The organism is Roseateles sp. (assembly GCF_039595295.1).
Classification (GTDB): Bacteria; Pseudomonadota; Gammaproteobacteria; order Burkholderiales; family Burkholderiaceae_C; genus Roseateles.
Window position 1 is genome coordinate 1 of sequence record NZ_JBCNLU010000060.1, and the last position, 13878, is coordinate 13878.

At 66.8% G+C, this 13878-nt stretch carries 13 protein-coding genes; 2 read left to right on the forward strand and 11 right to left on the reverse strand.

What is annotated here, in order from left to right; genetic code table 11:
* Positions 1 to 382 precede the first annotated feature (382 nt).
* The 10 genes from ABDW59_RS23340 to kdpF form a co-directional block, all read right to left on the reverse strand.
* Positions 383 to 1408 (reverse strand): hypothetical protein, encoded by a 1026-nt coding sequence (locus tag ABDW59_RS23340; protein WP_343633669.1) that lies wholly within the window; start codon positions 1406 to 1408, stop codon positions 383 to 385.
* Positions 1405 to 1677 carry a hypothetical protein gene (locus ABDW59_RS23345; RefSeq protein WP_343633671.1) on the reverse strand — a complete coding sequence of 91 codons (273 nt, stop codon included), beginning with the start codon at positions 1675 to 1677 and terminating at the stop codon, positions 1405 to 1407. The genes ABDW59_RS23340 and ABDW59_RS23345 overlap by 4 nt, the downstream gene beginning before the upstream one ends.
* Positions 1674 to 2552, reverse strand: coding sequence for a hypothetical protein (locus ABDW59_RS23350; RefSeq protein WP_343633673.1), 879 nt, complete (start codon positions 2550 to 2552; stop codon positions 1674 to 1676). The genes ABDW59_RS23345 and ABDW59_RS23350 overlap by 4 nt, the downstream gene beginning before the upstream one ends.
* Before the next feature lie 219 nt (positions 2553 to 2771).
* Positions 2772 to 3467, reverse strand: a complete 696-nt coding sequence (gene kdpE, locus ABDW59_RS23355; protein ID WP_343633674.1) for a two-component system response regulator KdpE — start codon at positions 3465 to 3467, stop codon at positions 2772 to 2774.
* A complete protein-coding gene (locus ABDW59_RS23360; RefSeq protein ID WP_343633677.1) occupies positions 3464 to 6208 on the reverse strand; it encodes a DUF4118 domain-containing protein in 2745 nt (914 codons plus the stop codon). Before ABDW59_RS23360 ends, kdpE begins: the two co-directional genes overlap by 4 nt.
* 49 nt (positions 6209 to 6257) lie before the next feature.
* A complete protein-coding gene (locus ABDW59_RS23365; protein ID WP_343633679.1) occupies positions 6258 to 7115 on the reverse strand; it encodes a TorF family putative porin in 858 nt (285 codons plus the stop codon).
* A gap of 10 nt (positions 7116 to 7125) precedes the next feature.
* A complete protein-coding gene (gene kdpC, locus ABDW59_RS23370) occupies positions 7126 to 7728 on the reverse strand; it encodes a potassium-transporting ATPase subunit KdpC (RefSeq protein WP_343633681.1) in 603 nt (200 codons plus the stop codon).
* A 21-nt stretch (positions 7729 to 7749) separates the two neighbouring features.
* Positions 7750 to 9891, reverse strand: a complete 2142-nt coding sequence (gene kdpB / locus ABDW59_RS23375) for a potassium-transporting ATPase subunit KdpB (protein WP_343633683.1) — start codon at positions 9889 to 9891, stop codon at positions 7750 to 7752.
* Positions 9892 to 9907: 16 nt separating this feature from the next.
* Entirely contained in the window at positions 9908 to 11701 is a 1794-nt protein-coding gene (kdpA, locus tag ABDW59_RS23380) for a potassium-transporting ATPase subunit KdpA (protein WP_343633685.1), read from the reverse strand.
* 1 nt (position 11702) lies between these two features.
* A complete protein-coding gene (kdpF, locus tag ABDW59_RS23385; protein WP_067064141.1) occupies positions 11703 to 11792 on the reverse strand; it encodes a K(+)-transporting ATPase subunit F in 90 nt (29 codons plus the stop codon).
* Positions 11793 to 12108: 316 nt separating this feature from the next.
* Between kdpF and ABDW59_RS23390 the strand changes: the two genes are divergently transcribed.
* The gene (locus ABDW59_RS23390) at positions 12109 to 12738 is read left to right on the forward strand and encodes a hypothetical protein (protein ID WP_343633687.1); all 630 of its coding nucleotides are present in this window, start codon (positions 12109 to 12111) and stop codon (positions 12736 to 12738) included.
* A 221-nt stretch (positions 12739 to 12959) separates the two neighbouring features.
* Positions 12960 to 13427: a hypothetical protein gene (locus tag ABDW59_RS23395; protein WP_343633689.1), complete on the forward strand. Its 468-nt coding sequence runs from the start codon at positions 12960 to 12962 to the stop codon at positions 13425 to 13427.
* A gap of 92 nt (positions 13428 to 13519) precedes the next feature.
* On the opposite strand, the gene ABDW59_RS23400 is transcribed toward ABDW59_RS23395, so the two are convergent.
* The coding region (locus ABDW59_RS23400) for a hypothetical protein (protein WP_343633692.1) at positions 13520 to 13878 on the reverse strand (359 nt) is incomplete at its 5' end.

Consider the following 13878-nt stretch of genomic DNA (forward strand, 5'->3'; position numbering starts at 1 on the left):
ACCGCCCGGCGTTGTTGGCGCGGGCGGATCCTGGTGGGTTCAGGAAACCGACGGGGAGCGGAGTGGCGGTCGGCGATGCGCTACGGCGTCAGGCCGGTCTCGGGACCGGGAGCCAGGCATCGCGCGGTTGCGGCAGGGACAGATCCGTGCAGCCGTCGGCGATCAGCGATGAAGGATGGAAACGGTCTTCATTCGGGCACCTCCAGGATGTTGAGGGGGTGGGCGGCGCGCGATCCGGGCGAGTCCCGGCGGCGGCGTGAGGCGCGATTTTTCCACCGCGGCGTTCGCCGCGTCAACCCGGGGCGACACGCCCGACGGGACCGGGGCCTCGCGGGAGAGCGCCCATGCCGCGCCGGCGCGCTGCGGCGTCGACGAAGCCGCCTCAGACAGGGCGCCCGCTCGCCAGATGCACCGGAACATCCATGAACTGCCCATTGCGATAGGTCCGGCGCGAGAAGACCTCCGGCACCTGGTGCACGATGTCCATCCACGCGGGATCGTCGGCCGCGCGCCAGTCCTGCTCGGCGTGTCGAATCAGCTTGCCCTGGCTCGCCCAGCGTCTCATCTTTTCGGAGAACAGGCGGGGATAGTCGCAGGCCCGGCAGGTCAGATTCGCCCAGGGATCGCAGACCTGCAGGTGCGACGGCCAGGTCGCCATGGGACGAGCGGCCACTGCCGCATCGATCGCGCCGATCACCGCCAGGGCATGCGCCCGCCCGACGACCACCAGGCTGGTCGGGAGCTTCGGATGGCGATGCGCCAGCAGATCCTGCGCCGCGGAGGCCAGTTCGTTGCAGTTGACCGTGCGCGCCTGCCAGATGCTGGCCGAGCGCGCGGCGTTGACCACCGGCGCAGCGATGACGTGGTGGAAACGCGCATGCAGCGCTTGCGCATGGATGGGCGCCGGCTGAGATGCCTCGCGCTTGTTGTTCGACTTGAGCGCGCCGAAACGCCGGTCGTAGAGCGCCAGACGGATGTCACGCAAGGTCTCCCTCGCCGCCGCCTCGACGGTCCGGGTCGGACGAGGGTTGTCGTACTGCCGCACGCGCGACCCAAGGGGCTCGCCTTGCACGATCCTGGCATGGCTGCGGGTCGCCCGCGCGATGAACTGCGAACGCAAGCGCACGGCGACGTCCGCGGCCTCCGCGGACCGGATCTTGAACGGAAGTCCGTCCTGGCAGATCTCCAGCTTGCGCGTGCACGCGGTCTCGGAACTGTGGCCGGAGTGGCCAGCGTGGCCATTCCAGGGGACGCCGCCGTCAACGTCAGTGATGGCTGGACGGATCCGGTCGGCGGGTTCGCCGACGCGGTGCCAGACGACATCCAGGGAGGTGAAGGGAATGCGCATCCTGAAGACATGAGCGGAAAGGCTCGTCAGTGCAGCGATGCGCGTCCCCGCATCGTTCACTTGCTCTTCTGCTGAACCATCTTGGCGTAATCCGCCTGCAGCTTGGTCATGAAGTCCACGGTGGCGCGGAACTGCTGTTCCTGGAAGTCGATCAGTTTCTGGAACTCATCGGCGGCGACCGCGAAAGGCGTGCCGGCCGAGCGCATGGATTCCATGATCGCCTTCTGCGACGCGAGCACCGTGCTCCACCCCGAATAGTTCTGCTCGAATGCCTTCTTCGACTGCTCGAAGAAGGTCTTGGCGAGTTCGACTTGGGCCTGCTGGATCATGAGGGATCTCCTGTTGAGCGAACGGTCGCGTCCTGCCTCTGGGCGGGCCGCAGGGGATCAATGCTACACAGGGATTCCTTTGCCTCGGGCGCTGACTTCGGCACATAGCCCCTCTGGGTGCGCCGTCCCTTCTCAACGCTCGACTCGTAGCGCTGCTCAACAATGATCCTGGACGCCCGGTGCGCCCCCAGCAGCCAACCCGGTCGATCCGGTGCCACCCACTCTTGCTCGGCCGACAGAATGCGTTTCCCGCCCCTGCCCCACTTCGCCATCTTCTCCTTGAATCGGTCCGGGTAATCCGGCGCCGGGCAACAGATGTTGGCCCAAGGGTCGCAGATGAACAGATGCGCCGGCCATTCCTGGATGGGCAAACAGACCAGTTCTGGCCGCACCGACCCGATGACCGCGAAGACATGGTCGACGGTGAGCTCAACCAGGGAGGTCTGAATCGTCGGCTCCTGTTGAGCAACCACATGCTGTGCCGCGATGGCCAGCGCGGCGCAGTTGCAGTGATAGCCCGCCCACACCTCACAGTCCGACTTTGCGAGGTTGGCCTCGGCACTCGGATTCTCAATACCGATGGTGAACGGGAAGCTACGCGACATGCGTTCGCTGGGAGGAGTCTCCTGGTGGCTCGACCATTTGTTTGTCGACTTGCCCCCCATCTCCGGGCTGTGCAAGAGCTCGCGAACCAGTGTGAGCGCGGCCTTTGCCGCGCTGTGGTTCACGGCCCCCTGAGCGACATCGTCCGGATCCGGATAGACGATGGCGTTCCCCAGCGGGATCTTGCGCAGGGCAGATGCCCAGCGGTCGCCAGCGCGCTTGGTGTATTCCACCCGTGTCGCTAGTCGCCGCTGAGCGAGCACCGCAGACATTGCTGCTGATCCGGTCCGCTCTGGTCGAGCGTCTGATGGGGCCTGGGGAGCCGGCGCATCGTCGCAGCGGATCGCGGCGGGATCGCGCCCAAGGCGTAGCTCGGATTCGGATTCGGATCTGGGAGGGTTCATCCCAGGCATGCAACAGGAAAGCATGGCCATCCCTTCTGGAAGTGGATCGCACGAGTAGCTTTCCCGTGGCTCGGGTTCGCACCCGATTCACGGCATCAAGCGATACCCCACCCCCGTCTCGGTCAACAGATGCGCCGGGCTGGCCGGCTCGGCCTCCAGCTTCTGGCGCAGGTTGCCCATGTAGACGCGCAGATAGTGGTTCTGCTCCACATGCGACGGCCCCCACACCGCCTTGAGCAGTTGACGATGCGTCAACACCTTGCCGGCGTTCCCGATCAGGTGGCTGAGCAGCCGGTATTCGATCGGGGTGAGGTGCACTTCCTCGCCGCCGCGTCGCACCCGGCGCGCGGCCAGGTCGACCTCGACATCGCCGAAACGGAAAGCCGGATCCTGCTGCTCGCTGGCGCGCGCCTGGCTGCGGCGCAGCGCGACGCGCACCCGCGCCATCAACTCGCCGACGCCGAAGGGCTTGCTCAGGTAGTCGTCGGCGCCGTGGTCCAGCGCGGCGATCTTGTCGTCCTCGCCGCCGCGCGCCGAGAGCACGATCACCGGCACCGACGACCACGCCCGCAAGTCACGCAGAAAGTCCTGACCGTCGCCGTCCGGCAAACCCAGGTCCAGGATCACCACGTCGGGCCTTCGCGTGCCCGCGTCGATCAGGCCCTGGCGCAGCGTGCCGGTCTCGTGCACGGACCAGCCCTCCCCCTCCAGCGCCAGCCGCACGAAGCGGCGGATGTTCGGCTCGTCCTCGACGATCAGCGCGATCGGCTGCGGCTCGCTCACGGATTCGGCTCCCTGTCTTCCTCAAAGGCCGGCAGCGCCGGCGGCTCGCCCAGCGGCAGCGCCAGACTGAATCGCGCCCCGCCCTCGGGCCTCGCGCGCTCGGCCCAGATGCGCCCGCCGTGGGCCTGCATGATGGCACGGCAAATCGCCAGCCCCAGCCCCACGCCCGGCAGATGCGACTCGCTGTGGCCCCGCGCGAATTTCTCGAACAGCGCCTCCTCGCGGCCTGCCGGCAAACCCGGCCCGTTGTCCTCGACGGACAGGCGCATTTCGCCCTTGCCAGCATCGCCGCCGCCCGCGTCGCCATGCGCGCGCGCGATGACGCGGATCTCGCTGCCCGGCGGCGTGTACTTGGCGGCGTTCTCCAGCAGATTGGCCAGCACGCGCTCGATGAGCACCGCGTCCAGTTCCACCAGCGGCAAGGTCGCCGGCACGTCCAGCACCACGCGGTGCCGCGTCAAGGCCGAGCCCATCAGCTGCAAGCTGCTGCCGATGACCTCGTCCACCGGCTGCCACTGCCGGTTGAGCTTGAGCGCGCCGCTCTGCAGCCGCGCCATGTCCAGCAGGTTGTGCACCATCGCGTTGATGCGCAACGACTGCTGCTCGATCGCGCGCGCCGTCTCGGCCGCGGCGCTGTCGAGCTCGCGCCGGGCCAGCGTTTCCGCCAGCCCCTGCAAGGCCGCCAGCGGCGTGCGCAGGTCGTGCGACAGCGCGGACAGCAGCGAGTTCCGCAGCCGCTCCGACTCGATCTGCAGCAGCGCCTGCTGCGCCACCTCGACGTAGTGCACCCGCTCCAGCGCCTGCCCGGTGATGCGGGCCGCGGTCTCCAGCTGTGCGCGGCGCTCCAGCAGCATCAGCGTACCGGGCTCGCCGGGCCGCAGCGCCAGCACGCCGCGCGAGCGCATCGGCGCGCGCAGCGGCAGGTAGAACCATTGACTGCCCGGCAGCGTGTCGGTGCCCAGGCCCGCGGCCTGCTCATGGTCCAGCGCCCAGCGCGCCGTGCCCGCATCGGGCTGATCGTCCGGCGGCAGCGCCGGCTGCGCCGGCGAGGGCCGTAGCCGGTCGTCGTCGTCCAGCACGAAGAGCAGCGCGCGACCGCCGAACTGCTGCGACAGCTGCAGCTCCGCCGTGGCGACCACCTGCTCGATCTGCAGCGCGCCGGCCAGCTCGCGGGTGAGCTCGAACAGCCCCCGCGCGCGGGCCTCGCGTTCCGAGGACACCTGCGCCTCGTAGCGCAACCCGGCGGTGAGCTGGCCGGTAATCAGGCCGACCGCCAGCATCACCACGAAGGTGATCACGTATTGCACGTCGCTGACCGCCAGGCTCAGGCGCGGCGCGACGAAGAGGAAGTCGAACAGACCGACGCTGAGGAAGCTCGCCAGCACCGCCGGCCCGCGGCCCCAGCGCATCGCCACCGCGACCACGCCCAGCAGGAACAGCATGACGATGTTGTCCGTGGCGATCCGATGCGACAGCGGCCAGCACGCCAGCGCCACCGCCAGACAGCTCAGCGTCGCCCACACGTAGCGCCGCGGCGCGTCGCCGAAGCTGGGCCCCGGCTCGTCGTCCGTCTCGCGCTGCGTGGCCGAGGCGCCGACCTGGATCAGGTCCAGCTCCGGCGCGGCCCGGCCCAGATGGGCGGCCAGATCGCGGCTGCCCCAGCGGCGCGGCGACTGCGCGCCGCGTCCCATCAGCAGCTTGGAGAGGTTGTGCTCGCGCGCGTACTCGGCCAGCGCGCTGGCGGGGTCCTGCGCCGACAGCACCGCCGTCGTCGCGCCCAGATCCTGGGCCAGCCGCACGACGCGCAGGATGCGTTCGCGGCGGGCATCGGGCAGCCGGTGCAGCGCGGGCGTCTCGACGTAGACCGCATGCCAGCTCACCGCCAGCTGCTGCGCCAGCTGCGCGGCGCTGCGCACGATGCTCTCGGCCTCGCCGCCGGGCCCGATGGCGCAGAGCACCGCGGCCTCGGTCTTCCAGACCGCCGCGATGCGCTCGTTGCTGCGCCAGGCCTGCACGTCGTCCTCGACGCGGTCGGCAGTGCGGCGCAGCGCGAGCTCCCGCAGCGCCATCAGATTGCCCTTGCGGAAGAAGTGCTGGCCGGCGCGCTCGGCCTGCGCGCCCTGGTAGACCTTGCCAGCCTTCAGGCGCGCAAGCAGCTCGTCGGCCGGCGTGTCGACCAGCACGACCTCGTCGGCCCGGTCGAAGAAGGTGTCGGGCAGCGTCTCCTGCACCCGCACGCCGGTGATGCCGCCGACGACGTCGTTCAGGCTCTCCAGATGCTGGACGTTGACCGTGGTGTAGACGCTGATGCCATTGGCCAGCAGCTCCTCGACGTCCTGCCAGCGCTTGGGATGGCGCGAGCCGGCGACGTTGGAATGTGCCAGCTCGTCCACCAGGATCAGGGCGTCGGGCTGGTCACGCAGCTGCGCGAGCGCGCCGTCCAAGTCGAACTCCGGCAGCGTGCGGTCGCGGTAGGGGACCTGCCGCATCGGCAGGCGCGGCAGGCCGTCCAGCAGCGCGGCGGTGTCCGAGCGGCCGTGGGTCTCGACGACGCCGACCAGCGGCGCCCGCCCCTGCTCGCGCAGATGGCGGGCCGCCTGCAGCATCGCGAAGGTCTTGCCCACGCCGGCCGAGGCGCCGAAGTAGATGCGCAGCCGGCCGCGCGACTGGGCCTCTTCCTCCTGGCGGATCTGCGCCAGCAGGCTGTCGGGGTCAGGTCTTTCGTCGGGCGCGGCGGGCATCGGGCGATTCTCTCCTCAGACGCGTCGGATCGCGTCGGATCACGTCAGGTCAGAAGGTCTTGCTCAGGCCGAGCACGACGCCGGTGCCACCGACGCGCTTCGCACGCGCGGCCGCCGAGTCGCCGACCTGATACAGGTCCTTCTTCGCGTCGGTGCCGACGGCGGCCAGGCTGACGACCACGCCGCCCAGGTCCTTGAGCTCCTTGCTCACCGACAGCTTCCAGTCCGTGTACGACAGGTCGCCGTACTTGCGCACCCACAGATGGCCGAGGTGCATGCCCAGGGTCACGCCCTGCCCCATGTCGGCGTTGTAGTTCAGGTCCAGATAGGACGTGCCCTTGGACGAGCCCTTGGGCGTGAGCGCGCTGAAGTAGGCGTAGCCGGCGGTGTCGCTGTCCAGGCCGAAGTAGTCGGTGGCGGCGACCGACAGCTTGGCCGAGAAGGCGCCCGCGCTCACGGCCGCGTAGAGGTCGACGTTGTCGTATCGATGCGAGGTCGGCTGACCCGGCGCGGCGTTGAGCTTGGCGCCGGGATAGAGATAAGCCAGCGCGCCGACGTCCAGCGTGACGCCCTCGGCGACGGCGGTCTTCCAGCCGCCGTAGAGGTCCCATTCCATGCCGGCGCCGTTGTTGTAGCTGTTGCCCGAGACGTTGGACGCCCAGGTGCCGGCGTACAGGCCGCTGCTGTGGCTGTAGTCGAAGCCGCCCTGGATCGCGGGCTGCTTCCAGGTCTGGCTGATGCCGCGGAAGCGGTAGTCGGAGACGAACCCGAGGTTGCCGGTGAAGCTGTGCTCGGTCGCAGCAGGGGCCGGGGCCGGCGCGGCGGCAGGGGCTTCGCCCTCGGCGCGCGCGGCGGCGTGCAGGAAGCAGGAGGAGATCAGGAACAGGGAAAGAAGACGGGTTTTCATGAAGATCGGATCAGTGAGCAGGTTGCGCGCGGTCAAGGGCGTTGTCGAGCGCGAGGTTGAGCTTGAGCACGTTGACGCGGGGCTCGCCGAGCACGGCGAGGTCACGGGCCTCGGTGTTGGCCTGGACGAGGCGCTCCACGGTGGCCACGGGGACGCCGCGCTCACGCGCGACGCGCGCGATCTGGTAGCGCGCGGCGGCCATCGAGATATGCGGATCCAGGCCGCTGGCCGAGGCGCTGACCAGGTCCACCGGGACGGGCAGCGGGTTCTGCGGATCGGCGGCCTTGAGCGCTTCCAGGCGCGCCTTGACGGCGTCGGTCAGCGCGCTGTTCAGCGGGCCCTGGTTGGAGCCGCTGGAGCCGGTGGCGTTGTTGGCCATCGGCGCGGTGGCCGAGGGCCGGCCCCAGAAGTAGCGCGGCGACGAGAAGTTCTGGCCGATCAGGCCGGAGCCGACGATCTGGCCGCCCTGCTCGATCAGGCTGCCTTCGGCCTGGAAGGGGAACAAGGTCTTGGCGACGCCGGTGACCACCGCGGGGTACAGCAGCCCGGTCACCGCGCTGAGCAGCACGAAGCCCGCCAGCGCGGGGCGCATCATCTTGAGAGTCGAAGTCATGGTGTGTGTCCTTTCCACGCGTCAGACCAGGTGCAGCGCGACCAGCAGCAGGTCGATGACCTTGATGCCGATGAAGGGAACGATCAGGCCGCCCAGGCCGTAGATCCAGAGGTTGCGGCGCAGCAGCGCGGCCGCGCCGATGGGCCGGTAGGCCACGCCCTTGAGGGCCAGCGGGATCAGTGCGACGATGATCAGCGCGTTGAAGATCACCGCCGACAGGATCGCGGAAGCCGGGCTGTGCAGCCCCATCACGTTGAGCGCGGCCAGCTGCGGATACACGCCCAGGAACATCGCCGGGATGATGGCGAAGTACTTCGCCACGTCGTTCGCGATCGAGAAGGTGGTCAGCGAGCCGCGCGTCATCAGGAGCTGCTTGCCGGTCTCGACGATCTCCAGCAGCTTGGTCGGGTTGGAGTCCAGGTCGACCATGTTGCCGGCCTCCTTCGCGGCCTGTGTGCCGCTGGCCATCGCCACCGCCACGTCGGCCTGCGCGAGTGCGGGCGCATCGTTGGTGCCGTCGCCGGTCATCGCCACCAGGCGGCCTTCGCCCTGGTAGTCGCGGATCAGCTTGAGCTTGGCCTCGGGCGTGGCCTCGGCGAGGAAGTCGTCGACGCCGGCCTCGGCCGCGATCGCGGCGGCGGTGAGGCGGTTGTCGCCGGTGATCATCACCGTGCGGATGCCCATCTTGCGCAGCTGCGCGAAGCGCTCCTTGATGCCGCCCTTGACGATGTCCTTGAGCTCGACGACGCCCAGCACGCGGGCCTGGCCTTCGTTGAGATCGGCCACCACCAGCGGCGTGGAGCCGCGGCGCGCGACCTCCTCGGCCACCGCGGTGACCTGGGCCGGCATCTGGCCGCCGTGCAGCTCGACGAAGCGGCGGATCGCGTCGACCGCGCCCTTGCGCAGCTGGCGCTTGGGCGCGTCGACATCGCCGAAGTCGACGCCGCTCATGCGGGTCTGGGCGGTGAACGGGACGAAGTGGGCTTGCAGCGTCGCCAGCTCGCGCTCGCGCAGATTGAAGCGCTGCTTGGCCAGCACCACGATGCTGCGGCCCTCGGGCGTCTCGTCGGCCAGCGAGGACAGCTGGGCGGCGTCGGCCAGCACCTGCTCCTGCAGGTTGGGCGCGGGCAGGAAGGCCGAGGCCTGGCGGTTGCCCAGCGTGATGGTGCCTGTCTTGTCCAGCATCAGCACGTCGACGTCGCCGGCGGCTTCCACGGCGCGGCCCGAGGTCGCGATCACGTTGGCCTGCATCAGGCGGCTCATGCCGGCCACGCCGATGGCGGACAGCAGGCCGCCGATGGTCGTGGGGATCAGGCAGACCAGCAGCGACACCAGCGCGGTGATGGACACCACGGTGCCGGCGCCGGCCGCTTCCACGCTGAACAGCGAGTACGGCAGCAGCGTCACGGTCACGACCAGGAACACGAGGGTCAGCGCGACCAGCAGGATGGTGAGCGCGATCTCGTTGGGCGTCTTCTGGCGCTTGGCGCTTTCGACCATCGCGATCATGCGGTCCAGGAAGGCCTCGCCCGGATTGACGGCGATGCGCACGACGACCCAGTCCGACAGCACGCGGGTGCCGCCGGTGACGGCGGAGAAGTCGCCACCGGACTCGCGGATCACGGGCGCGGATTCGCCGGTGATGGCGCTCTCGTCGACCGAGGCGACGCCCTCGATGACCTCGCCGTCCAAGGGCACCAGGTCGCCGGCCTCGACGAGGACGACGTGGCCCTTGCGGAGCTCCTCGGAGGGGACCGGATGCCAGGACGAGCCGTGGCGGGGCTGCTCCAGCTTCTTGGCCCAGGTCTTGGCCTTGAGGCCGCGCAGCGAGGCGGCCTGCGCCTTGGAGCGGCCTTCGGCCAGCGCCTCGGCGAAGTTGGCGAAGAGCACGGTGAACCACAGCCACAGCGCGATCGCCAGCATGAAGCCGGGGCCCTCGGCGCCGGCGAGTTCCGGCTTGGAGAAGCTGGCCAGCCACAGGCCCGTGGTCAGGATACTGCCGGCGTAGACGACGAACATCACCGGGTTGCGCAGCTGCACCGCGGGCGCGAGCTTGGCGAAGGACTGACCGATGGCCGGTTTCACCAGCGCCGGGTCGAAGAGGCCGGTGCGGACACCCTCTCGCGTGGCGGAGGTATGAAGGGTCTTGAGTTGATTGGTCATGACGGGCTCCGAAGGTTCACTTCCAGAGCATCAGGTGCTCGACGACGGGACCGAGCGCGAGCGCGGGCACGTAGTTCAGCAGGCCGACCAGGAGGACGGTGCCGATGAGCAGCACGACGAACAGGGGGCCGTGGGTGGGCAGCGTGCCCTCGCCGACGGGGATGCGCTTCTTGGCGGCCAGGCTGCCGGCGATGGCCAGCACGGGGACGATGACCAGGAAGCGGCCGAGCCACATCGCGATGCCGAGCATCGTGTTGTAGAAGGGCGTGTTGGCGGACAGGCCGGCGAAGGCGCTGCCGTTGTTGTTGGCGGCCGAGGTGAAGGCGTAGAGGATCTCGCTGAAGCCGTGGGCGCCGGGGTTGGCGATGCCGGCCTTGCCGTCGCCCGCCAGGACCGCGATGGCGGTGCCCGCCAGCACGACGATGGGCGTGACGAGGATGGCGACGGCGCTCATCTTCATCTCGAAGGGCTCGATCTTCTTGCCGAGGTATTCGGGCGTGCGGCCGATCATCAGGCCGGCGATGAAGACGGCCAGGATCGCGAAGATCAGCATCCCGTACAGGCCGGTGCCGACGCCGCCGAAGACCACCTCGCCCAGCTGCATCATCACCAGCGGCACGGCGCCGCCGATGGGGGTGAAGCTGTCGTGCATCGCGTTGACCGCGCCGCAGGAGGCGGCGGTGGTCACGACCGCGAAGAGCGAGCTGGCGCCGATGCCGAAGCGGGTTTCCTTCCCTTCCATGTTCCCGCCGGCTTGCAGCGCGGAGGCCTGGATGTCGACGCCTTGCGCCGCGACCAGCGGATTGCCGGCCTGCTCGGCGGGGGTGGCGATGAGCACGCCGACGATGAACATCACGCTCATCGCGGCGAGGATCGCGGCGCCCTGCCGGCGGTCGCCGACGAGCTGGCCGAAGCTCAGGCACAGCGCGGCGGGGATGACGAAGATCGCGACCATCTGGAGCAGGTTGCTCAGCGGGGTCGGGTTCTCATACGGGTGGGCGGAGTTGGCGTTGAAGAAGCCGCCGCCGTTGGTGCCCAGCATCTTGATGGCTTCTTGCGAAGCGACCGGGCCCATGGGGAGCGTCTGCTCCTGCGTGCGCTGGTTCTCCATCACCGGCTGGCCCTTGTCGTCCTTGAGGGGCTGGCCGTCGGCGCCGAGCTTGGGGGTCTGGTAGTCCTGGGCTTCGATGGTCTGGAAGGTCTTGTAGCCGTCGAAGTTCTGGATCACGCCTTGCTGGACGAAGACGACCGCGAGGACGAAGGACAGCGGCAGCAGCAGCCACAGGGTGCAGCGCGTCACGTCGGCCCAGAAGTTGCCGACATGGCCGGACAGACGCGTCGCGAAGCCGCGGATCAGCGCGAAGACGACGGCGATGCCGGTGGCGGCGGACAGGAAGTTCTGCACCGTCAGCGCGAGCATCTGGGTCAGGTAGCTCATCGTCGACTCGCCGCCGTAGCCCTGCCAGTTGGTGTTGGCGACGAAGCTGATGGCGGTGTTGAAGGCCGAGTCGGGAGAGACGCCGGCCATGCCTGCCGGGTTGAGCGGCAGCACGCCTTGCAGACGCTGCAGGGCGTAGACGGCGATGACGCCGATGAAGTTGAAGATCAGCAGGCCGATGGCGTACTGCTTCCAGCTCATTCCTTCTTCAGGCTTGATGCCGCAGAGACGGAAGATGGGTTTCTCGATGGCGGCGATCCAGCGCGGGACGCGGCCCTGCGCGAGGGCGGTGATCCAGCGGGAAAGCGGCCAGGCGAGCAGCAGCGTGACGCCGAGGTAGAGGGCCAGATTGGCCCAGGCGAGGTTCGTCATGTCAGAACTCCTCGGCGCGCCAGAGCGCGATCAGGAGATAGACGAACAGGCCCGCGGAGAGCAGGCCGGTCAACCAGTAGAGCGCGCTCATTGCTTGCTCCCCAAACGATCGCTGGCGACTGCCAGACCGACCGCGACGAGGAACAAGACGACGCTCAGTCCAAGAAAGAGTGCATCCATTTTTGAAAACCCATGCCCTCTCGAGTGAGGGCGGGATGGGATGGATGGACTCTAGAAGTGACGGCCTCAAGAGGCTGTAGAAGCGGGGGGTGGGGGTATCAAGATCGTATAAAGACCGATGCCCGCTGCTATCCAAAGATCGGTGCGGCATCAGAGAAAACGAGGACAACGACTCCACCAATAATCACCGACGATTCGAAGGTCACCCAACAGAATCGACGCGCCAAATGTTGAAGCTTGCTGCCTCATATCGAACGACATGGCCTTGGCCCCTCAGACTTTCAGTCCTCCTTATTGTTATCCTTTCCACACCGCCGCTATTACTCTATCTCCTCGCGGTATTTGGAAAAACAGAGGAGCAGCTCGCAACTCTAGGACCTTTGGGGGATTTCTTCGGCGGACACGTAGCGGCAATCAGTAGCTCTCTCACGCTAATCATTGTGCTAACAACAAGCTATATTCAACAGACCAGCGACCGGACCTTCAGACTCCGCGAACAGTTCCTAGCGGGCCTCGCTGTCATCGGACAGTACGACATCGCACGAAGTGGCTGCGAGCAAGCGCTTAGACTTCTGGACCATTATGCTGGACTAGCTCTCGCATTGGAGGACGACGAACTTTTACTCCTCTTGAATACGGTAATGACCCGCGACATCAGATTACGACTCGAGGAGATCGAAAAAGAAAAGGGGAGTGAAATATACGTTTACGCAAGAAAAGCAAAAGGGCAAATTTCAGAGATACTGCGCGAACATCACATGGAGAGAAAAGGGATAAAAAAGAAGGCACCAGCAAAACCATCTCAAGAAACAAGTTCACCCGAACACCGAAAAACACAACGAAACCAGCCAAAATAGATTAACCCAAAGGGGAGGAGCAATGCCTGCGGAACAGATATTTGAAACATCTATGGGCTGGACAACCTTTATGGTTGAGATGACCAGAGCTCTTGCGTGGCCAATCCTGGCTGGAGGTTCAATCTTCCATTTCCGAAGGCATTTGCGCCACATACTAGCAACCACGGCACGCAGCCTGCGTCGCTTCAACCGTTGGAAGATTGGCGACATGGAGCTTAACTGTGGACGCGCTGGCTCCGGCACTTTATGCAGCAAACGATCGAGTGGAAACAACCAAGGAGATATTGCAAGCCAACCAACCATTGACTGTTGACGAGCGAGTTCGTTTGGTGACTGAACTCGAAGCAGCAATGTCAGAATTAGCCTCTTTGAGGACAGCCTACGAACAAGTAATTCGATCCTCAGCATCTCGCGAAAGACCCTCTCCCACCCCCTTAGCAAATGCTCCGTACATTGCAAGATTTCTGCGGCGACTACGGTCATACGTTAGTTCGCGAGCCTTCCTCTCCGGCAATGCTCGGATTATTCAGGAACAGGTGCGGGACGCAGTATTTGGGGAGCAGAATATGAGCCTCTCGCGTGAAGATATTTCCTACCTAAGGGCCAACGACATCCTGACCCAAGACGGCACCCTCACCGATCGAGCATTCATTCAGTTTCTCGACCAAAACCGCACTCCCCAGCCCTAAATAGACGCCGACCATCGCCCCATCCCCTGCGGCGCCAGAGTTGGTCTTGCGCTGAACATCCGGATCGCTTGGCGGGCTCAGGTTCTCCACCCTCACCGAATAGAAGTGCACGACCAGCCGATCCGGCGGGACGAAATAGCTGGCGTGATATTCGAGGAGGCGCGCACGCCTTGATCCAAGCACACCTCATCCAACTCGATGCTGTCGGTCAGCCGACTCGGCAACGGCAGCGACCGGTCGTCCATCCACTTCCGGCCTTGATACGGCACCGTGTAGACGCCGCCCACGAGCGGCGCATAGAAGGTCTCGACCTCAAGACCCCTACCCTTGGGAAAGGCCTGCCGCCTCAGCACCATTTCCCGCACGGCCCCGGAGGACCAGTCGCAGTGGTGATGTCTGCCTTCCCCCTTATGGGCGAAACCTGACCCCCATCTGTCGCTTTGCCCGCAAG

Coding starts and splice junctions, on each gene's coding strand:
- ABDW59_RS23345 (WP_343633671.1), bottom strand. CDS start 1,677: ATGATCCAGCAGGCCCAAGTCGAACTCGCCAAGACCTTCTTCGAGCAG.
- ABDW59_RS23350 (WP_343633673.1), bottom strand. CDS start 2,552: ATGTCTGCGGTGCTCGCTCAGCGGCGACTAGCGACACGGGTGGAATAC.
- ABDW59_RS23360 (WP_343633677.1), bottom strand. CDS start 6,208: ATGCCCGCCGCGCCCGACGAAAGACCTGACCCCGACAGCCTGCTGGCG.
- ABDW59_RS23365 (WP_343633679.1), bottom strand. CDS start 7,115: ATGAAAACCCGTCTTCTTTCCCTGTTCCTGATCTCCTCCTGCTTCCTG.
- kdpC (WP_343633681.1), bottom strand. CDS start 7,728: ATGACTTCGACTCTCAAGATGATGCGCCCCGCGCTGGCGGGCTTCGTG.
- kdpB (WP_343633683.1), bottom strand. CDS start 9,891: ATGACCAATCAACTCAAGACCCTTCATACCTCCGCCACGCGAGAGGGT.
- kdpA (WP_343633685.1), bottom strand. CDS start 11,701: ATGACGAACCTCGCCTGGGCCAATCTGGCCCTCTACCTCGGCGTCACG.
- kdpF (WP_067064141.1), bottom strand. CDS start 11,792: ATGAGCGCGCTCTACTGGTTGACCGGCCTGCTCTCCGCGGGCCTGTTC.
- ABDW59_RS23390 (WP_343633687.1), top strand. CDS start 12,109: ATGTTGAAGCTTGCTGCCTCATATCGAACGACATGGCCTTGGCCCCTC.